Source organism: [Clostridium] hylemonae DSM 15053, assembly GCF_008281175.1.
In the GTDB taxonomy this organism is placed as follows: Bacteria; Bacillota; Clostridia; order Lachnospirales; family Lachnospiraceae; genus Extibacter; species Extibacter hylemonae.
In genome coordinates this window covers 2,538,239-2,559,119 of sequence record NZ_CP036524.1, presented here as the reverse complement: position 1 = coordinate 2,559,119, position 20,881 = coordinate 2,538,239, and the positions used below count along the sequence as shown (strand labels likewise).

The window sequence follows — 20,881 nt, the reverse complement described above, 5'->3', positions numbered from 1 at the left end:
GAGGATATAATAATGGACAGAGAAGGAAAATGGACGGGCTATCTCTGGATGAGCCTGCTTTCGTTTGCGGCGTTCATGCTGGAGTTGTTCTCCATATTTGTGATAGAAAGAGTATTTCTCCATGTAGACGCCGGAAATTATACACCGGGCCAGAGAAGTGTCCACAGTGTGATAACGGCGTGCCTGTGGGCTGTCTTCATTTTGTCTCTGCTGTATTACAGCCGGAGGCGGTATCAGTTTCCGGGGAAGGCAGAAGATACAGGCAGGATACCGCCCGGGGACTGGGCGGCTGCGCTGCTCGCTCTGGCGGGTTGTAAGGCGCTGACCTTCATTGACTGGCATACGCTGAAGATTATCGGGGAATCCAGGGGACAGGATATGTCCCGGATCGTCACACAGTATATCTACTACATGTTTGAGGCAGGGCTTGTCCTGCTTATCATCCTATATGGACAGAAGGCAGCCGAGGTTCTGCTGAAAAGAGAGAGCGGCATACCGTTTGGCGGTATCGTGCTGGCTCTGACGTGGGGCAGCTTTCATTTTATATCCCGCGGCGTGGGACTGGAACTGTGGAATGGGATCTCGTGTATGATTTTTTCTGTATTGAGTGGTTTTATGTATTTGAAAGTTAAGAGGAGGCCTGCATACAGCTATCTCCTGATAGCGGTGGGGTATCTTCTTTGATCCGCTGATTCAGGGCAGGGAGTGGAATGGAAATAATAAGATTAGAAAATGTATCAAAAAAATATGGAGCTAAGCTTGTCCTGGACGGTATAGAGAAGGGATTCTGCCAGGGGGAGTCCGCTGCTTTTGTAGGACATAACGGCTGCGGCAAGAGTACGCTGCTTAGAATCATCGCGGGTCTTACGGTCCCGTCGGGAGGAAGAGTCGTACACGAGCGGCCGCTGCTGTTTCACTATATTCCTGAGAAATTTCCGCCGGCTGCGGTCACTGCAAGGCAGTACCTGCTGCGGATGGGGGCGCTGGACGGCATGAGAAGAGACGAGGCGGGAAAGCGCATCGAGTCTCTCGGTGATGACTTTTTTCTCGGCGGGCTTCTGGATGTGCCCATGAGATCACTCTCCAAGGGGACACTGCAGAAAGTGGGTGTGATCCAGGCGCTCCTTACAAGGCCGGACGTACTGCTGCTGGACGAACCGGTATCGGGACAGGACAGAGAGTCTCAGAAGGTGCTGACAGATAAAGTCAATGAGCTGCGCGGCAAGGATGTGACGGTGTTCCTGTCCTGCCACGAGACACATATCGTAAAGGCGGTGGCGGAAGAGGTATATACGATACGGGACGGGCGGCTTAAGGCATATAAGGCAGAAGAGGTAAAGATGCGTACTGTTTTGCTGGAACATGGGGGAGACTTTGCGGTTCCAGGCGGCATGACAAAATATGGACGTTACTACAGGCTGAAGGCGGAGGAGAAAGAATGTGACCGCATATTGCCCGGGCTGCTCTCTGGCGGCTGGAAACTGAGAGGAATGTATGATGAAGAAGATGATTGAGCTGACAGGTTACGGGCTGCAGGTTTATTTTAAAGGGAGCAGGTTTATCATGCCGCTCGTGGTCATTATCATTTATGAGTATACGATGTATACGATCATGCCGGTCGGCGTTGTGGACAGCTTTGTCATGACGTGTTATTTTGTGTTTTTTGTCCTTGTATGGACCGGCTTAAGTACGGCGGCGGACGAGAACCCGGTGATGGAGCAGGTTCAGCTGCTGCGTGTCAGGAGCAGCTTTTGCTATTATGTGAGCAGGGCTGCGGTTCCGGTGGTACTCGGACTTCTCGTGAGCGCTGTGTGCGTATTGTTTCCTGTCATTCAGAACGTGCTGAACCACAAGGCGCTTTTCATGAGGCCTCTCACGGCGTATGACGTGCTGAACGCTTTCCTGCTCGTGGCCGGCTGTTCTTTTGCGGGCGGTGCGCTCGGCGGCCTTCTGCATCCGAGAGTCATGAGCGACCGTAAGCTCGCGGTCGTGCTGACCGTCCTGTTTTCGGTCCTTACCGCGGTCAGGACAGGTCTCGTCCAGGAGATACCACTCTTCCGGTTTGTGCTGTGGCTTCTCCCGCCGGTGGACAAGATAGCGTCCGTGTACGGCGACGCGGATGAATTCCGTTTCGTTCAGACGGTACTTTTGTCTGCGGCGCTTGCCGGGTACGCAGCGGTGCTTTTCGCTGTCAAAAGCTTTATATGCCACAAAAGAAAATTTTAGGCGGGAGAATGGGATAACCTGATGAAGGAGGTGATGAGCCGTGGCGATGTGGAATCCATGGCGTGGCTGCCACAAATACAGTGAAGGGTGTAAGTTCTGTTACATCCACAAGGGAGATGCAAAGAGGGGAATGGACACTGGAGATATCGTGAAACTGAGTGGTTTTGACGCCCCGGTCAGAAAGACGAAAAAGGGAGAGTATAAAATGAAGCCGGGGCAGACGGTGTACGTCTGTTTTTCCACCGACTTTTTTATCGAGGAAGCGGACGAGTGGAGGAAGGAATGCTGGAAGATGATGCGGGAGCGCCCGGACCTTCAGTTTCTCTTTCTGACGAAACGGATCGAGCGCTTCTGGGATTGTATTCCCGGCGACTGGGGAGACGGCTATGAGAATGTAACGATCGGCTGTACAGTGGAGAATCAGGCCAGGGCGGACGAACGGCTGTCCTTTTTCGGGACCTTGCCGATCCGGCACAGGAATATTATCTGTCAGCCGCTGATCGAAAGAATTGATATCGAAAAGTACCTGGATGGTGTGGAACTGGTCGTCGTCGGAGGCGAGTCGGATCGGAACGCGAGGCCGCTTCATTATGACTGGGTGCTCGCCCTGCGGGAGCAGTGTGTGAACAGAGGCGTCCATTTTGAATTCCGGCAGTGCGGCACGCATTTTATAAAGGACGGCAGAGAATACACACTGAACGTCCGGGAGCTTGGAAGCCAGGCGAGGAAGGCGGGCATCGACTGCTGACGCTTTGACAGGCGCGAAGCAGGCTGTGTATCATGAGAAAGTTAACAGAAGATACAGGAAGACAGTAGAATATTTTGACGGAGGAAACGGTACATGCTCGCAGAGGATATCGAGTTTGCCCGGGCGGAGGAGTATCCGCTGCGGGAAAGGGAATATACGGACGAACAGCTGACGGAAGAAGACATGCAGAAAACAGAATTCGTAAACACGAGATTTTTAAGGTGCAGATTTTTTGACTGTGATTTCAGTGGAGCAGGATTCTACAGTGTACTGTTTGAAAAATGTGATTTTTCCAACTGCCGGTTCAGCAGGAGCTACTGGAAAGCTTCCGCTGTAAGGGAATGCAAGGGAAACGGGGCAAAGTTTGACATGGCGGTGCTCAAGCATGTGAGTCTGGAGGACTGCAGGCTGGATCTGACGAATTTCACACGTTCTGTGTGGGAAAACTGCAGTGCAGAGGAATGTAATTTTGCGGAGTCTTTTTTTTCAGAAGTCCGGTTCCGTACAGTCCGGTTTGTAAAATCTGATTTTACAAAGGCCGATTTCTTTCGCACGCCGCTTAAAGGTATCGACTTTTCGGACAGTATCATCGAAGGCATTACTGTATCGGAAGAGCACCGGGAGCTGGAAGGAATGAAAATAAACATGTTTCAGGCGGCGGAGATTGCAAGGCTGCTCGGGGTAAAAATCGTCTGAAACAGCTTGTTATATAAAGATTTGAGAGGAGAGAGAGTATGAAGACAGGTTTTATAGGACTGGGAAGTATGGCGCAGGCTATTTTAGAAGGTTTTATCAAAGGCGGAGCGCTTGAGGGAAGACAGGTATATGCGAGCGGAGGAAGTTATGAGAGACTTGAAAAGAACTGCAGAAGGTTCGGATGCAATCCGTGCCGGACGAATGAAGAGGTGATCGACAATTCTGATATCGTCATCATAGCGCTGAAGGCGCATATGGTGGAAGAAGTCATGAAGCCTCTTGCAAAGGCGCTGAAAGGGAAGATCGTTGTTTCCATCGCTGCGGGATATACATTTGACACATACAGGGATATATTGGGAACAGAAGTGCACTATATCTGCACGATACCGAATACTCCGGTATCTGTCGGGGAAGGGGTGACTGTGTGTGAGGACAGACACTCGCTTGACGGACAGGAATATGACATATTTTACCGTCTGTTTTCCTCTATAGGGGTTGTGACACCGGTAGAGACACATCTTGTGGGAGCTGCAGGCACGGTGGCGGGCTGCGGTCCGGCGTTTGCCAGCATGTTTCTGGAAGCGCTTGGGGACGCGGGAGTGAAATACGGACTGCCGAGGCGTACGGCATATGAACTTGCCGCCCAGATGCTCTGCGGAACTGGGAAGCTTTATATGGAGAAGAGACAGCATCCGGGCGAGATGAAGGATGCGGTGTGTTCACCGGGCGGGACGACGATCAGAGGCGTGGCTGCGCTGGAGCGGGCGGGCCTTCGGGACGCCGTCATCAGCGCTGTGGATGAGATAGAAGGCGGAAACGTCTGAAAAGAGGTGGGTTACTTTGCGATTTTTTCATTTGTCTGATCTGCACATCGGCAGACAGCTGCATCATTACAACCTGATCGAGGACCAGAGAAAGGTGCTCGGGGAAATAGCCGCGTACGCCGGGGATATACATCCTGACGCCATTGTCATCGCGGGAGATATTTATGATAAGTCTGTACCGTCGGCTGAGGCGGTCACTGTATTCGATGAATTTCTGACAGCGCTGTCCGGTATTGAGCCTCCGGTTCCGGTGCTCGTTATAAGCGGAAATCACGATTCGCCGGAACGGCTCAGCTATGCCTCCGGATTTTTGAAGGCACATCAGGTCTATGTGGCCGGGAGCGCGCCGGATACGGGTGTGGAACGAATCTCCAAAGTGACGCTCAGGGATGAATTCGGGGAAGTGGATTTTTATCTGCTTCCATTTTTAAAGCCTGCGTATGTGAAGCATCTGTGGGAAAATGATGCGCCGGAGAGCTACAGTGACGCTGTGCGGATGCTCATTGAGCGGGAGGGTATAGATTTCGCGGGACGCCGGAATGTGCTTATATCTCATCAGTTTTATACCGGGGAGGGGACCGCGCCCGGTACGTGTGATTCTGAGACGATCGCGGTGGGCGGCATCGACAATGTGGACACGAGTGCTGTGAAGCCGTTTGATTATGTGGCGCTCGGGCATCTGCACGGGGCCCAGAGTGTCGGCTGCGGGCACATACAATATTGCGGCAGTCCGATGAAGTATTCTGTCAGTGAAAGCGGGCATAATAAGTCGCTTGCTATGGTTATTTTGCGGGAAAAGGGGGAAGAACCAGAGGTTGTCAGACTTCCTCTCCACCCGTTGCGGGACGTCATAAGGAAGAGGGGGAAGCTTAAGGATATTCTCCGTGTGTCCCGGGAAGAAGAGAGAGAGGATTATGTGAGCATAACGCTGACAGATGAGTCGGAACCGTATAAGCCGAAAGAGCAGCTGGAAAAGGTGTATTCACATATACTCGAAGTGAGGCTTGACAATGACAGGGTAAGGCAGAAGCTCTCGGAGTTTGACGAGGAACTCGTATTAAAAGATCCCATGGCAGTGTTCTGCGATTTTTACGCAGAGATACAGGGAAGGGAGCCTGGAGACGAGGAAAAAGAGATATTGGAACAGGTAATTGACAGGGCAGGAGAAGAGGAGAGCCGCAGATGAGACCAATAAAATTAGTGATGTCGGCCTTTGGTTCCTATGCGGGCAGGACGGAGCTTGATTTCACCCGGGTACAGTCCGGGATCTTCCTGATCACGGGTGATACCGGGGCGGGGAAGACCACGATCTTTGACGCCGTCACCTATGCGCTCTATGACCAGACGAGCGGAGGAAGGCGGGATGGCAGTATGATGAGGAGTCAGTATGCGTCCGAGGATGTGGAGACCTATGTGGAGTATACATTTTCTTACCGCCGGGACGTGTATACTGTCAGGAGGAATCCGGAGTATATACGGCTTGGCAAACGGCGCCGCGCAGATGGTTCGCCCCGTTTTGTCAAAGAGGCGCCCAAGGTGGAACTGACACTTCCGGACGGAAAGGTATTTCAGGGGAAGAAGCGGGAGATCGACCAGAAGATCGCGGATATCATCGGACTGGATGCAGATCAGTTTACTCAGATCGCCATGATAGCACAGGGAGATTTTCTAAAACTGCTGCATGCACAGTCGCGGGAGCGGAAGAAAATATTCTCCAGGATATTTCACACGAGGTTTTATTACCGCGTACAGGAGGAGTTGAAACGGCAGTCGACAAGTCTGTACATTGAACTGGAAGACAATGTCAAAAGCGTGCGCCGGGAGATCGGGCGGGCGGAATGTGAGGCGGACAGTGCATATGAGACAGAGTGGAGCGCGCTTAAGGGACTTCCGATCCCGGACCGGGAAGAGACGCTGCGGCTGCTCGGCCTTATCATAAAAGAAGGCGGGGAGAAGGAAAAGCGCCGAAGGGCGGAGGCGGACCGGCTGCAGGGGCGGCTGGATGAACTCCACGGCGCCATGAAAGAAGGGGAGACGGTGAACCGTCTGTTTCAGGCATATGAAGAGGCGTGTGAAACGGGGATGCGGCTGCGGGAAAGGAAGGAGGCCTTCCGGGAGAAAGAGGCCGGCATTGCGTGTGCCCGCAGAGTGGAGCGGGTACGCGCAAAAGAGGCAGAGTTTGAAACGATAAGGGCGGCGGCAGAGGAGTCAGGACAGAGCCTCCTCAGACTGGAAAGGAAAGAAAAGGAATCCGCGGCAGCCGCCCGTGAGGCTTACGCTCAGGAGGAGGCTGCGCGGGAAGAACTCAGTCGGAAGGAGCCTGAGTATACGGAGACGCTCGTTCGTCTCGGAGACGCTCTGCGCCAGTATGATGCATTGAAGGAGCAGGAAGAAGAGAGAGACCGGCTGTCTGCGCTGCTCTGCAAAATGAGAGACGAGTGTGAGAAAGCAGCTGCGGAGGCGGACCGCCTGGAAGTGTACGTCAGGGGACTTAGGAAGGAGCAGGAAGAACTGGCCGGCAGTCAGGCAGAGAGGGACCGGCTGTCTGCAAAAGCCGGTATTCTGACGGACAGAGCGTCTGCACTGGAAGCGCTGGAGCAGTCGGCGCAGCATATCCGGGCATTTGAGACGGCATGCAGGGAGAAACAGCAAAATGAGGCGGAATGCTCGGCCGCCTATGTGGAAGCGTCGGCGGTCTATGAGCAGAAGTACCGGGCATTTCTGGATGAGCAGGCCGGCGTCCTGGCCGGAGTGCTGGAGGAAGGAAAGCCCTGTCCTGTGTGCGGTTCATGCGGGCATCCGGCGCCGGCGCATCTGTCGGATGATGCACCGTCACAGGAAGAGGTGGAAGCGGCAAAAGAGCGCAGGAATCAGGCAGAGCTCGTACGTGAAAGTGCGGCCCAGGCGCTTGGGGAGGCGGCAGGAAGACTTCGGACGGAAAGAGAAGTATTTGAAAGAGAGTGCAGAAAGATACTTGGTCCGGGAGCGGGGGCAGATCCGGCAGAAGCTGAGGCAGAGATAAGGAGGGAGGCTGGCGCGTGCCGCCGTGAGGCGGAAGATACGAAGCAGGCGCTCTGCCGCGCGCAGAAGAATGTCAAACGGTATGCCGCGGTACAGGAAGAATACGAGAAGCAGGAGCGGGAACTTTCGCTTAAAAATAACGCGTTAAAGGAATCCCGGCAGAAGCTGCAGGAACTTGAGCGTGAGTACAGCCGCCAGAATGCGCTTGCAGAGGAAAAGAAGAACAAGCTGGAGTACCGTTCTAAGGACGAGGCCGAAAAGCGCCGCAATGAAGTATACGGGCTGCTTGAAGAACTGAGAGAGCGCTGCGCCAAAGCCCGGGAGAGATACGAGCGTGCGCTGCAGGATCAGAGAAGGACGGAAGGGGAGCGAAGCGGCGAGGAAAAGCGCGGCAGACAGCTGGATGTGCAGCGCCGGAAAGCGGAGGAAGGCTTCAGAGAGGCGCTCGCTCAGGAAGCATTTGCGTCCGCCAAAGAGTACGAAGCGAAAAAGCCGCTTCTGGAGTCGGCAAAGGAGATGGAATCTGCCCTGGAGCAGTACCTGTCGCAGGTCAGAGACAATGAAGCGGCGCTTAAGCTGCTCGGCTCACAGATCGAGGGGAAAGAGCGCGCGGATGTGGAGGCGCTTAAGCTGGAGGCGGAAGAACTCAGCCGGAAGATCAGGGATATAAGAGGCGGACAGATCCGGCTTGGAGGGATGAACAGTAAGAACAGAGAGATCAGAGAGGAACTGCGGAAAGAATTTGAGAAAAAGGGGGGCCTGCAGCGGCAGTACGAGCTCGTAGGAAATCTGAGCCGTACGGCCAACGGCAATTTAAGTGGAGCGGTCAAACTTGATTTTGAGACATATGTGCAGCGGCAGTATTTCAAACAGATCATCCAGGCCGCCAACAAGAGGCTCATACAGATGACAAACAACGAATTCATTTTGCAGTGCAGAGATGTAAAAAGTCTTGGAAGCCAGGGACAGGCCGGACTTGATCTGGATGTCCTGCACCTGCTCAGCGGTACGGTGCGCGATGTGAAGACGCTGTCGGGCGGAGAATCCTTCATGGCGTCGCTGTCCATGGCGCTTGGACTGGCGGATATTGTACAGAATACAGCAGGCGCGGTCCATCTCGATACGATGTTCGTGGACGAGGGATTTGGTTCACTGGATGACGGGTCAAGAGAACAGGCGATAAAGGTGCTGAATGAGCTGGCCGGAGACAGCAGGCTCGTCGGGATCATTTCGCATGTAAATGAGCTGAAAGAGCAGATCGACAACAAGCTCATAGTGACAAAGACGGAAAAGGGCAGCAGCGTACGCTGGTCTTTTGACTGAGAGACGGGAGAGTAGACTATGGAAGGAAAACAGCCGGGCACGGCGGCGGTGCCCATACACGAGACATTCAGGATAGCAGCTCTGCTTGCCGTTGTAGGAGGATTCCTGGACGCATATACCTATATACTGAGAGGAGGCGTGTTTGCCAACGCGCAGACCGGCAATATGGTCCTGCTCGGCGTATATGCCGCACAGGGAAGATACCGCCAGGCCGGATACTGCATCATCCCCATATTGGCATTCGCCCTCGGTGTATTTATAACAGAGGTGTTTAAAAAGTATTTTACAGAGAAAGAATTTAATATATATGAGCACTGGATCATAGCAATAGAAATTATATTATTGTCAGTTGTTGGGTTTGTACCGGCCTCTGTGCCGGACAGTGTCGTGAACGTCACCATCTCGTTCGTCTGCTCCCTGCAGGTGAACAGCTTCCGAAAGATGAAAAACCTGCCTTACGCCTCGACCATGTGTACCGGAAACCTGAGGTCGGGGACAGAGAAGTTGTTCCAGTACGTCATAAACAAAGAAACGAAGGCCGGAATACAGGCGGCCCATTACTTTGGGATCATCCTGCTGTTCATACTGGGCGCCGTAGCGGGGACAGTCCTGGCATTTCTGTGGGGCATACAGAGCATATGGTGCTGCAGCATCCTGCTCGGCATCGTATTCGTCACAATGTGTCTGACAATTCGTTGAATTGAAAGGGGTCAGACCCCTGCACATGGCAGGGGTCTGACCCCTTTCAATTTAATGATTTGTCTGATAATTCAGCGCTGCCTCGATGAAGCCTTTGAAGAGCGGGTGCGGCCTGTTCGGCCTTGATTTTAGCTCCGGGTGTGCCTGGGTCGCGATGAACCAGGGGTGCTCCGGTATTTCTATCATTTCTACGATGGTGCCGTCCGGGGAGAGGCCGGACAGCTTCATGCCGTGGGCGGTGAGTTCTTCCCTGTAATCGTTGTTCACCTCGTAGCGGTGGCGGTGGCGTTCGTTGATCTTTTCTTTTCCATATAATTCGTATGCCTTGGAATGCTTGTCCAGCACGCATGGGTAGGAGCCGAGCCGCAGCGTTCCGCCGATATCTTCCACACCGATCTGGTCGGGCATGATGTGGATGACCGGATGTGTCGTATCCGGCCGGAGCTCCGCGCTGTGGGCATCGTTATATCCGAGCACATCACGGGAGAATTCTACGATGGAGAGCTGCATACCGAGGCAGAGTCCGAGAAAAGGCACCTTGTGTGTGCGGGCGTATCGGATGGCTTCGAGCTTGCCGTCTATGCCCCGGTGGCCGAAGCCTCCCGGGACGAGGATACCGCTGACGTCCTGAAAGAGCTCGTCCGCATTGTCCGCGCTGACAGATTCGGAGTCGATCCATTTGATATTTACCGTGGCGCGGCTGAAGATGCCGCCGTGTTTGAGCGCCTCGACGACGCTGATGTAGGCGTCGTGGAGCTGGATATACTTTCCGACGAGCGCCACAGTTACTTCGGTGTTCGGGTGGCACAGGTAGTCCACCATCTCTTCCCAGTCTTTTAAGTCCGGCTTGGGGCACGGAAGGTTCAGGCATTCACACACTACATCGGCGAGCTTTTCTTTTTCCATGGCGAGCGGGGCCTCGTAGAGATAATCGACGTCCAGGTTCTGGAGCACATGGTTGGCCGGCACATTGCAGAAGAGCGCGATCTTGTCCTTTATACCGGCGTCCAGCGCGTACTCGGAGCGGCAGACGATGATATCGGGCTGGATGCCCATACCCTGCAGGTCTTTGACGCTCGCCTGCGTCGGTTTTGTCTTCATCTCCTGTGAGGCGCGCAGGTACGGAATGAGAGTAACGTGGATCAGTATCACATTTTCCCGCCCTTTTTCGTGCTGGAACTGGCGGATAGCCTCAAGAAAAGGCTGGCTTTCAATATCACCGACAGTCCCGCCCACTTCTATTATGGCGATTTCCGTATTCTCTGCGGCCGGGCTGCGGTAGAAACGTCCTTTGATCTCATTGGTGATATGAGGGATCACCTGCACGGTCCCGCCTCCAAAATCACCGCGGCGCTCCTTCTGCAGTACAGACCAGTATATTTTGCCGGTCGTGACATTGGAATTCTTACTCAGACTTTCATCGATAAATCTTTCATAATGTCCCAGATCAAGGTCGGTCTCCGCGCCGTCGTCTGTCACAAACACTTCGCCGTGCTGCACCGGGTTCATCGTGCCCGGGTCAATGTTGATATAAGGGTCAAATTTCTGCATGGTCACTGTATAGCCGCGGGCTTTGAGCAGCCGTCCAAGAGAGGCCGCCGTGATTCCCTTGCCAAGCCCGGATACTACTCCGCCTGTTACGAATACGTATTTTACTGCCATATATTCCTCCTTGTATAAAATGTTTTAGCCTAAGCTAATCTTATCGCAATTGATATCTTTAGCTTAGGCTATGTAATGTTGGTAAAAAAAATACCCGTATATTATATACCTTTTCCATTAAAAAATACAGAACTTTTTTCAAATTTTGCCTCGAATGTGGCCTGGATGGATAATTTCTTAAACTGCTTCATATCCACGGAGCCTACCATAACGGACGTGTGCGCCTGACAGCCTTTTAACTTCGGTATCTGATCAAGCGCCAGCTGGGCCATCGCATCGTCTGCCGCACTGACGGAGAGGGCGATGAGCACCTCGTCTGTGTGAAGGCGGGGATTCCGGCTGCCGAGATACTGTGTCTTCAGCTTTTGGATCGGCTCAATGGCATCCGGAGAGATCACGTGCAGCTCGTGGTCAATGCCCGCCAGTTCTTTCAGAGCATTGAGCAGAAGCGCGGCAGAGGCGCCTAGGAGATTTGACGTCTTGCCTGTGATCATGCGGCCGTCGTGCAGCTGAAGCGCCGCCGCCGGCCCTCCTGTCTCCTCGGCGCGTGACAGCGCGGCGTCCACGACAGGCCGGTCGTGGACCGTGATGCCCGCCTGATTCATAAGCATCTCGATCTTGTATGCCTCTTCATCCGGGCATGCGCCCACGAGAAGCCGCCGCAGAGAGTCGTAATAACGGCGGATGATCTCCTGGCAGGAAGCTTCTCTGCACGCTTCGTCATCGCAGATACATTTGCCGGCCATATTGACCCCCATGTCGGTCGGCGACTTATAAGGGCTTTTTCCGTAAATGCGTTCAAACATGGCATTCAGCACCGGGAATATCTCTACATCGCGGTTGTAGTTGACCGTTGTCCTGCCATAGGCTTCCAGATGAAAGGGATCTATCATATTGACGTCGTTGAGATCAGCCGTGGCGGCCTCATATGCCAGATTGACCGGGTGCTTCAGCGGTATATTCCAGATGGGAAACGTCTCGAATTTGGCGTATCCGGCACAGATGCCCCTCTTGTGCTCCAGATAGAGCTGGGACAGGCACACTGCCATCTTTCCGCTGCCCGGACCGGGGGCTGTGACAACGACGAGCGGTCTCGTTGTCTCTATATAATCATTCTTTCCGTAACCTTCATCGCTGACAATGAACGGTACATTGGAAGGGTAGCCGGGGATCACATAGTGCCGGTAGACCCTGATGCCAAGCTTCTCAAGCCTGTTTTTAAATAAATCGGCGCTGCTCTGGCCGCTGTACTTTGTGATGACAACACTGCCCACATAGAGACCGTTTTCACGGTAAGCGTGCATAAGCCGGAGCACGTCGGAATCATAAGTGATGCCAAGGTCGCCGCGGACTTTATTCTTCTCAATGTCCTCAGCGCTGATTACGATGATGATCTCCGCCTGGTCCGAAAGCTGCTTCAGCATGCGCAGCTTACTGTCAGGCTGAAATCCCGGAAGAACGCGGGAAGCGTGAAAATCATCGAAAAGTTTCCCCCCGAATTCCAGATACAGTTTGTTGTCAAACTGGTCGATGCGTTCCCGGATATGGGCTGACTGCATTTTCAAGTATTTTTCATTGTCAAATCCTTTTTTCATTCGTAAATTCCCTCTTAATTCCTATAAATTAGCTATAAACTTCAGTATAAGCAATCTCATTCCAAGTATACTACAAGATATAGGAAGTTTACAATCTTTTCATAATGTTTTTATTGATTTCTAAGTAGGCTGTCCGTATAATAAAAGGGTGATACAGGAGGATAAAAATGGACAACCAGAATAATCAGAACAAAAATAATCAAGGGCCCAATAACAAGAATAACAGACAGGGTTTTTCCTTCATTATTTTAGTAACATTAATCACCGCCATATTGGTGCTGGCTCTGTATCAGTTCCAGGGTTCCGCAGGTTCCCAGGAAATCAGTTATGACCAGTTCCTGAAATACGTGGACGATAAAGAGGTGGAAGAAGTCATCATCAGCAGTGACAGAATCACCATAACAATGAAGAAAGAGAAAGACGCCCGGACATCCAAGCAGTATTACACCGGTGTTGTGCGGGATGACACACTGGCAGAGCGGCTTGACAAGGCTGGAGTGAAGTTTGGCCAGGAGATACCGGACACGACATCTGCCGTCATACTGAACGTACTTCTGACGCTGCTTCCGATAGCGCTCATCGTAGGCATGTTTGTCTGGATGACAAAGCGGATGTCAAAGGGCGGCGGAATGATGGGCATTGGAAAAAGCAATGCCAAGATGTATGTGGAGAAGGAGACGGGGATCACCTTCAAAGACGTAGCCGGACAGGACGAGGCTAAGGAATCACTGCAGGAAGTTGTTGATTTTCTGCACAATCCGGGTAAATATACACAGATAGGCGCAAAGCTGCCAAAGGGCGCGCTGCTTGTCGGTCCCCCGGGTACAGGAAAGACGCTGCTTGCAAAAGCTGTCGCCGGAGAGGCAAAGGTGCCGTTTTTCTCACTGACCGGTTCCTCTTTTGTAGAAATGTATGTCGGTGTCGGCGCATCGAGAGTGCGCGATCTGTTCAAGCAGGCGCAGCAGATGGCACCGTGTATCATCTTTATCGATGAGATCGACGCGATCGGCAAGAGCCGTGACAATCAGCTCGGCAGCAATGACGAGCGGGAGCAGACGCTGAACCAGCTCCTGTCGGAGATGGACGGATTTGATATGAACAATGGGCTCGTGCTTCTGGCAGCTACCAACAGGCCTGAGATACTTGACCCGGCGCTGCTGCGCCCGGGACGGTTCGACCGCCGTATCATTGTTGAGAAGCCGGACCTGAAAGGCCGTGTGGACGTATTAAAAGTGCATTCCAAAGACGTGAGAATGGATGAGACCGTCGATCTGGAGGCGATCGCTCTGGCTACATCCGGGGCTGTCGGCTCTGATCTGGCCAACATGATCAATGAGGCTGCGATCAACGCGGTCAAGAACGGAAGAAGTGCGGTTACGCAAGGTGACTTGTTTGAAGCGGTGGAAGTCGTACTGGTAGGAAAAGAGAAGAAAGACCGTATCATGAGTACGGAGGAACGGAAGATCGTGTCCTACCATGAAGTCGGCCACGCGCTTGTCAGTGCACTGCAGAAAGATGCAGAGCCTGTACAGAAGATCACGATCGTGCCGAGAACCATGGGCGCGCTCGGATATGTAATGCAGACACCGGAGGAAGAGAAGTTCCTCAATACGAAGAAAGAGCTTGAGGCGATGCTCGTCGGCATGCTGGCAGGCCGTGCGGCGGAAGAGATCGTATTTGACACTGTGACGACAGGGGCCGCCAATGATATTGAGAAGGCGACAAACATAGCAAGAGCCATGATAACACAGTACGGCATGAGTGAGAAGTTCGGACTGATCGGACTGGAATCCATTCAGAACCGTTATCTGGACGGCAGGGCCGTTAGAAACTGCGGTGAAGCGACATCTGCTGAGATCGACAGGGAAGTCATGGAAATGCTGAAAAATGCTTACAGTGAGGCCAGAAGACTGCTGAGTGAACACAGGCAGTCACTGGATAAGATAGCAGCCTTCCTCATCGAGAAGGAGACGATCACAGGCAAAGAATTTATGGAGATCTTCCATGAGGCAGAGGGTATCGATCCTGAGACTGAGAAGAAACAGGGAGAAAGGGTCACCGTCAAAGAAGCAGAGCCGCAGATCGAGCAAAAGAGTGAAGCGGCAATTGATTCAAATATGGAATCAAACGAAGCTGTAAAAGAAGAAACAGAAGAATGATCAAAGGGGCCGGGCCCCTTCCGGCAAAGATAAGACCTCTGCAGGAAGGGCCCCGGCTCCTTTTGGGTCATCTTCTAAGAGCGACAGAATCCCGTATGATCAATTCCACCGGAAACCGTTCCTCCAGCTGGATACCTGTCTCCCCCCTTATGAGAGCGGCCAGCTTGCGTACTGCGGCGGCTGCTTTTTGGGGAACATTCTGCCGGATCGTGGTGAGTGGCGGCGAACACATAGAAGCGTATACGTTATCGTCAAATCCTGCGATGGAGATCTGCTCCGGTATGCGTATGTTATTCTGTCTGAGATACTGTACCGCTTCTGCGGCGTAATAATCAGAAGCGAAAAAAAGCGCCTGTTTCTCCAGAAACAGAGGGAGCTTTTTCTGATAATAGGCCTGCCTTCCGTCAATGTCGGAAGGTATGAGGAGGTGACGCTCCCGGAGGGCTCCTTCAGAGCTTCCCTGCTCTTTCAGAAACGTCACGATTCCCTCCCACCGCATATGATCTACTCCAGTGTCGTTGTCTGCAAGAAAAAGGAAGTCCGTGTGTCCCTGATCAAACAGAAACTGCGCCATCAGATACCCTCCTTCTTCATCCTTAAGACCGATATTTGCCATTCCCGGGATATCATAATAGACATCCACGGTCACAAGGGGAATGCCGCATTTTTCCCTGATCCCTTCATTTTCTTCCGGACTCAGCCCGATGGTGATCAGTCCTTCAATGTTCCAGGTGGCGGCAAGCGCCCAGTTTTCCTCCGGCCTGTCTGAAATATGAAAAAGCATGTAATAGCCCTGGCGGAATATTTCTGTCTCCAGTGTTTCAAGAAGAATACTCGTAAACGGGTCGCGGTCGATGCCACGTTCCTGTCTTCTCTTACTGCCGATCAATACTCCGATCAGGTGCGAAGAGTTTCCGGCCAGCATCCTGGCCCCCATACTCGGAATGTACTGTCTTTTGTGCAGGATCGCCTCGATCCGCTCAAGCGTTGCGGGAGACACCTTTTTTGTATTGCCGTGTATGACGTTGGACACGGTGGTAGGGCTTACGTTGGCCTCCCTGGCGATATCTTTGATACGTACTGTCATATGAGCGCTCCTTTCGTTGATCCGGAAGTAAAAATGTAAAGAATAGATAAAAGTTACAATCCATATTTGTACATAGTTACGTTTTGCGTAAAACGTGTTGAAAGTTCACGGATCCACTGCTTATAATTCAAGTATGGTAGGTTTTGCGCAAAACGTCAATCAAAATTTTAAGAGGAGTGAAAAATTATGGAAAAGACATGGTGGAAACAAAGTGTTGTTTATCAGATATACCCAAGAAGCTTCAATGATTCTGACGGTGACGGAATCGGGGATATCAACGGGATCACGGAAAAGCTGGATTATCTGAAGGAACTGGGGATCGATGTGATCTGGCTGTCGCCCGTTTATGAGTCGCCGAATGATGACAATGGTTATGACATAAGCGACTATCAGGCGATCATGCAGGAATTCGGCACAATGGAGGACTTTGAGCGGATGCTGTCGCAAGCGCATGAAAGAGGCATCCGTATTGTGATGGATCTCGTTGTAAACCACACGTCGGACGAACACAGATGGTTTGTGGAAAGCAGAAGATCAAAACACAATCCCTTTCGGGATTATTACATCTGGAGGGAGGGAAAGGACGGGAAAGAGCCGAACAACTGGGGGTCCTGCTTCAGCGGTCCCGCCTGGAGCTACGACGAGTCCACACATATGTACTACCTGCATCTGTTTTCTTCAAAGCAGCCTGATCTGAACTGGGATAATCCTGAGGTGCGTGATAAGGTGTATGAGATGATGGACTGGTGGTGCCGGAAAGGAATCGACGGCTTCCGGATGGACGTCATCAGTATGATATCAAAGGCTGAAGGTCTTCCGGACGGACCGAAGGGAGAGTCACAGCTCTATGGAGACCCTTCGCCTCACGCGCAGAACGGACCTCACGTCCATGAATACCTGCAGGAAATGAACCGCAGGGTATTGTCCCATTACGATCTGATGACGGTGGGAGAGTGTGCCGGCGTTACGGTGGAGGAGGCGCAGAAATATGCGTCGCTGGACGGAAAAGAACTCAATATGGTATTTCAGTTCGAGCATATGGGGCTTGACGAGGGGGAAGGTTATAAGTGGAGCGACCGGAAAGTCTCACTCCCGCAGCTGAAAGCTGTGATGTCGAAATGGCAGACAGAACTTTACCAAAAGGCGTGGAACAGTCTCTACTGGTGTAACCATGATCAGCCGAGAATCGTCTCCAGGTTCGGAGATGACCGCCCTGCATACCGGGAATTGTCCGCCAAAATGCTCGCCACCTGCCTGCATATGATGCAGGGAACGCCGTATATATATCAGGGGGAGGAACTTGGCATGACCAACGCGCCGTTTGAAACTCTTGAAGACTTCAGAGACATAGAGAGTATCAATGCATATCATGAATTTGTACAAAGTGGTATCGTCGATGCGTCTGCGATGATGAGGTATATCAGATACAAGGGGCGGGACAATGCCCGGACGCCCATGCAGTGGGATGACGGGGTGAACGCAGGGTTCAGCGCCGGTACTCCGTGGATCATGGTGAACCCAAACTATAAAGAGATCAACGCAGAAGAACAACTGTCAAGGGAGGATTCTGTGTTCCGGTATTATCAGAAGCTTATCCGTCTGCGCAAGAAAGAGGAGATCATTGTGTCCGGGACTTATGAACTTCTCCTGCCGGACAGCGAGGAACTGTACGTATATACGAGAACGTCGGAAAGGCATAAACTGCTCGTGGTATGCAGTTTTACAGAGGATGCGGTACCGTTTGCACTGCCGGCAGAATTTAAAGAGGCCGATGCAGAAGTGCTTATCAGCAATTATAACAGAGATAGCATAGATAAAAATATAACGCTGAAACCATATGAAGCTTTTGGTTTAAAAATATAGCCGGCTATTTAACTTTTCGTCCGTAATATGGTATGATGATGTAGATCTATTGAATCAGGAATATTCAGGGAAAGCCGCATTTGTAAATGCTATAGGATGACAGACAAGGAGACAGCAGATGTATGTTTGATATTCAGGAGGAACTCAAGAAACTGCCCGGTAAGCCGGGGGTCTATATCATGCACGACGAGAAGGATGATATTATCTATGTGGGGAAGGCCATCAGCCTGAAAAACAGGGTACGCCAGTATTTTCAGATGAGCCGCAGCAAAGGCGTCAAGATAGACCAGATGGTCACCCATATAGCAAGATTTGAATATATTGTGACGGATTCTGAGCTTGAGGCGCTCGTGCTGGAGTGCAACCTCATAAAAGAACACCGTCCTAAATACAATACGATGCTTATGGATGACAAGAGTTATCCGTTTATTAAGGTTACGGTGGATGAGCCGTTTCCGAGGATCATGCTTGCCAGAAAGATGGTAAAAGACAAGGCAAAATATTTCGGTCCCTATACGAGCGCGGGGGCAGTGAAAGATACGATCGAGCTTATACGCAAGCTTTATAATATCCGCAGCTGCAGCCGGAAGCTGCCCCGGGATATTGGCAGAGAACGCCCCTGTCTGAATTACCATATCCATCAGTGCAAGGCGCCGTGCCAGGGGTATATATCACAGGAGGACTACCGGAAGTCCATCGATGAAGTCCTACGATTTCTGAACGGTAATTATGATCTCATCCTGAAGGAGCTGGAGGAGAAGATGCAGTGCGCCTCCGAGGCGATGGAATTTGAGAAAGCCATTGAATACCGGGAACTTCTAAACAGTGTCCAGAAGATCGCCCAGAAGCAGAAGATAACCGACACTGCCGGGGATGACAGGGATATTCTGGCGGTGGCCACAGAGGAAGAGGACGCGGTCGTACAGGTATTCTTTATCCGGGGCGGGCGCCTCATCGGCCGGGATCATTTTTATCTAAGGATCACAAAGGGAGAGAGCGAAGCAGAGATCCTCTCCAGCTTTATCAAGCAGTTCTATGCCGGCACACCGTACATTCCTTCCCAGCTCATGCTGCAGGAAGAGATAGAGGATCTGGAAGTTGTGGAAGAGTGGCTCACGCGTAGAAGAGGGCATAAGGTCCATCTGCGCGTACCTAAGAAGGGGGCAAAGGAAAAGCTGGTGGAGCTGGCGCAGAAGAATGCGGCCCTCGTACTCAGCACGGACAAAGAACGGCTGAAACGGGAAGAGGGACGTACGATAGGCGCGGTGAAGGAACTGGAGAAATTACTTGGTCTGAAGGGGATCGTCCGGATGGAGGCGTACGATATTTCCAACACGAACGGATTCGCTTCTGTCGGTTCCATGATCGTATATGAAAAAGGAAAGCCAAAGCGCAATGACTACCGGAAGTTTAAGATCAAGGGCGTGCAGGGCGCTGACGACTATGCCAGCATGGAGGAAGTGCTCACGCGGAGATTCGTCCACGGGATGAAAGAGATGGAGGAAGGAAAAGACATGGGAAGCTTTACCGCATTCCCGGATCTGATTCTCATGGATGGAGGTAAGGGACAGGTCAATGTAGCTGTCCAGGTACTGGACAGGCTGAGGCTCAATATCCCTGTGTGCGGCATGGTAAAAGATGACAATCACCGGACGAGAGGGTTGTTTTATCAAAATGAGGAAATTCCGATCGAAAAAGATTCTGAGGGATTTAAGCTCATAACAAGGATCCAGGATGAGGCCCACCGATTTGCCATCACATTCCACAGAAAGCTGAGAAGCCAGGGGCAGGTGCATTCTGTCCTGGATGACATACCAGGTGTTGGCCCGGCTAGGAGAAAAGACTTGATGAGCCATTTTTCCAATTTGGATGCCATTAAGAATGCCACGGTGGAGGAACTGGGGAGACTGCCGTCCATGAATGAAAAATCGGCCCGTGACGTGTACAATTTTTTTCACTGATATGATATAATAAATGCAGGACCTTGTGATGCAGGTGCATTTCAGGGAGCAGGAAGACTGAAAGGAAAAGGAGACTGCCATGGGGAAGAAAGTAAAGATGAAAAAGATTGTCGAAAAGATGAATCTCCGGAATCTGACGCCGGATGTTGATCTGACAGAAAGAGAGGTGGAGGTACCGGATATCAACCGGCCCGCGCTTCAGCTGACCGGTTTTTTTGAACACTTTGATTCTGACCGCGTACAGATAATCGGCTATGTGGAATATACATTTCTGGAAACTCTGGATGAGGAGACAAAGGAACATATCTACGATACACTGCTGTCTTATCAGATACCGTGCATCATCTTCAGCCGCGATCTTGTGCCTGAGCAGCGGCTTCTGGAGAAGGCAAATGCGGCGCAGGTACCGATATTTTCGACGGAAAAAAAGACATCTGAATTTACAGCGGAGATCATCCGCTGGCTGAACGTGGAGCTGGCTCCCTGCATTTCCATCCACGGCGTACTTGTGGACGTGTACGGCGTCGGCGTACTTATCATGGGGGAGAGCGGTATCGGAAAGAGCGAATCCGCGCTTGAGCTCATCAAGAGAGGACACCGCCTGGTCAGCGACGATGTGGTGGAGATCCATAAGGTCAGCGACGAGACACTGGTCGGGACGGCGCCGGATATCACCAGGCATTTTATTGAACTGCGGGGGATCGGGATCGTAGATGTAAAGACGCTGTTCGGTGTTCAGAGCGTCCGTGAGACACAGAATATCGATCTGGTGATCACGCTGGAAGACTGGAATAAAGAGAAGGAATATGACCGTCTTGGCATGGAAGAGGAGTATACAGAATTTCTTGGCAACAAAGTCGTATGCCATCAGCTCCCGATACGGCCGGGCCGTAATCTTGCCATTATCGTAGAGACGGCCGCTATCAACCACAGGCAGAAAAAGATGGGTTACAATGCGGCTCATGAGCTTTATAAGCGGGTACAGCAGAATCTTACAAAGAAATAGGAGGGGTTTAA

Annotated in this window: 16 protein-coding genes; 13 read left to right on the top strand and 3 right to left on the bottom strand. The window is 51.9% G+C overall.

All coding sequences use genetic code 11. The features are described 5' to 3' along the window. Positions 1–12: 12 nt before the first annotated feature. From LAJLEIBI_RS11850 to LAJLEIBI_RS11810, 9 genes are all read left to right on the top strand, one after another. Positions 13–684, top strand: a complete 672-nt coding sequence (locus LAJLEIBI_RS11850) for a hypothetical protein (protein ID WP_006442308.1) — start codon at positions 13–15, stop codon at positions 682–684. Between the two features lie 26 nt (positions 685–710). Then, positions 711–1,514, top strand: coding sequence for an ATP-binding cassette domain-containing protein (locus LAJLEIBI_RS11845; protein WP_006442307.1), 804 nt, complete (start codon positions 711–713; stop codon positions 1,512–1,514). After that, positions 1,495–2,226, top strand: coding sequence for a hypothetical protein (locus LAJLEIBI_RS11840; RefSeq protein ID WP_006442306.1), 732 nt, complete (start codon positions 1,495–1,497; stop codon positions 2,224–2,226). Before LAJLEIBI_RS11845 ends, LAJLEIBI_RS11840 begins: the two co-directional genes overlap by 20 nt. Positions 2,227–2,266: 40 nt before the next feature. Further along, a complete protein-coding gene (locus LAJLEIBI_RS11835) occupies positions 2,267–2,974 on the top strand; it encodes a DUF5131 family protein (protein ID WP_040434780.1) in 708 nt (235 codons plus the stop codon). A 93-nt stretch (positions 2,975–3,067) separates the two neighbouring features. Then, positions 3,068–3,670 carry a pentapeptide repeat-containing protein gene (locus LAJLEIBI_RS11830; RefSeq protein WP_006442304.1) on the top strand — a complete coding sequence of 201 codons (603 nt, stop codon included), beginning with the start codon at positions 3,068–3,070 and terminating at the stop codon, positions 3,668–3,670. Positions 3,671–3,708: 38 nt separating this feature from the next. Continuing rightward, positions 3,709–4,494: a pyrroline-5-carboxylate reductase gene (proC, locus tag LAJLEIBI_RS11825; protein WP_006442303.1), complete on the top strand. Its 786-nt coding sequence runs from the start codon at positions 3,709–3,711 to the stop codon at positions 4,492–4,494. 16 nt (positions 4,495–4,510) lie between these two features. Then, positions 4,511–5,680, top strand: coding sequence for an exonuclease SbcCD subunit D (locus LAJLEIBI_RS11820; RefSeq protein WP_040434765.1), 1,170 nt, complete (start codon positions 4,511–4,513; stop codon positions 5,678–5,680). Continuing rightward, positions 5,677–8,838 (top strand): AAA family ATPase, encoded by a 3,162-nt coding sequence (locus LAJLEIBI_RS11815; protein WP_006442301.1) that lies wholly within the window; start codon positions 5,677–5,679, stop codon positions 8,836–8,838. Before LAJLEIBI_RS11820 ends, LAJLEIBI_RS11815 begins: the two co-directional genes overlap by 4 nt. 18 nt (positions 8,839–8,856) lie before the next feature. Then, a complete protein-coding gene (locus tag LAJLEIBI_RS11810; RefSeq protein ID WP_006442300.1) occupies positions 8,857–9,537 on the top strand; it encodes a YoaK family protein in 681 nt (226 codons plus the stop codon). Between the two features lie 51 nt (positions 9,538–9,588). On the opposite strand, the gene LAJLEIBI_RS11805 is transcribed toward LAJLEIBI_RS11810, so the two are convergent. Then, entirely contained in the window at positions 9,589–11,199 is a 1,611-nt protein-coding gene (locus tag LAJLEIBI_RS11805; RefSeq protein WP_006442299.1) for a CTP synthase, read from the bottom strand. Between the two features lie 101 nt (positions 11,200–11,300). After that, the gene (locus tag LAJLEIBI_RS11800) at positions 11,301–12,794 is read right to left on the bottom strand and encodes a DUF1846 domain-containing protein (protein ID WP_006442298.1); all 1,494 of its coding nucleotides are present in this window, start codon (positions 12,792–12,794) and stop codon (positions 11,301–11,303) included. 167 nt (positions 12,795–12,961) lie between these two features. On the opposite strand from LAJLEIBI_RS11800, the gene ftsH reads away from it, so the two are divergent. After that, on the top strand, positions 12,962–14,953 hold the full coding sequence (gene ftsH / locus LAJLEIBI_RS11795) for an ATP-dependent zinc metalloprotease FtsH (RefSeq protein ID WP_006442297.1): 1,992 nt from the start codon (positions 12,962–12,964) through the stop codon (positions 14,951–14,953). Positions 14,954–15,020: 67 nt separating this feature from the next. Here ftsH and LAJLEIBI_RS11790 read toward each other — a convergent pair whose 3' ends face one another. Next, positions 15,021–16,040: a LacI family DNA-binding transcriptional regulator gene (locus LAJLEIBI_RS11790; RefSeq protein ID WP_006442296.1), complete on the bottom strand. Its 1,020-nt coding sequence runs from the start codon at positions 16,038–16,040 to the stop codon at positions 15,021–15,023. 186 nt (positions 16,041–16,226) lie between these two features. Between LAJLEIBI_RS11790 and LAJLEIBI_RS11785 the strand changes: the two genes are divergently transcribed. The 3 genes from LAJLEIBI_RS11785 to hprK all read left to right on the top strand — a co-directional run bounded on the left by LAJLEIBI_RS11785 (position 16,227) and on the right by hprK (position 20,870). Then, positions 16,227–17,903 carry a glycoside hydrolase family 13 protein gene (locus tag LAJLEIBI_RS11785; protein ID WP_006442295.1) on the top strand — a complete coding sequence of 559 codons (1,677 nt, stop codon included), beginning with the start codon at positions 16,227–16,229 and terminating at the stop codon, positions 17,901–17,903. A gap of 122 nt (positions 17,904–18,025) precedes the next feature. Then, complete coding sequence (uvrC, locus tag LAJLEIBI_RS11780) at positions 18,026–19,864, top strand: excinuclease ABC subunit UvrC (protein WP_006442294.1); 1,839 nt, start codon at positions 18,026–18,028, stop codon at positions 19,862–19,864. 79 nt (positions 19,865–19,943) lie between these two features. Continuing rightward, a complete protein-coding gene (gene hprK / locus LAJLEIBI_RS11775; RefSeq protein ID WP_006442293.1) occupies positions 19,944–20,870 on the top strand; it encodes an HPr(Ser) kinase/phosphatase in 927 nt (308 codons plus the stop codon). The last annotated feature ends 11 nt before the right edge of the window (positions 20,871–20,881 follow it).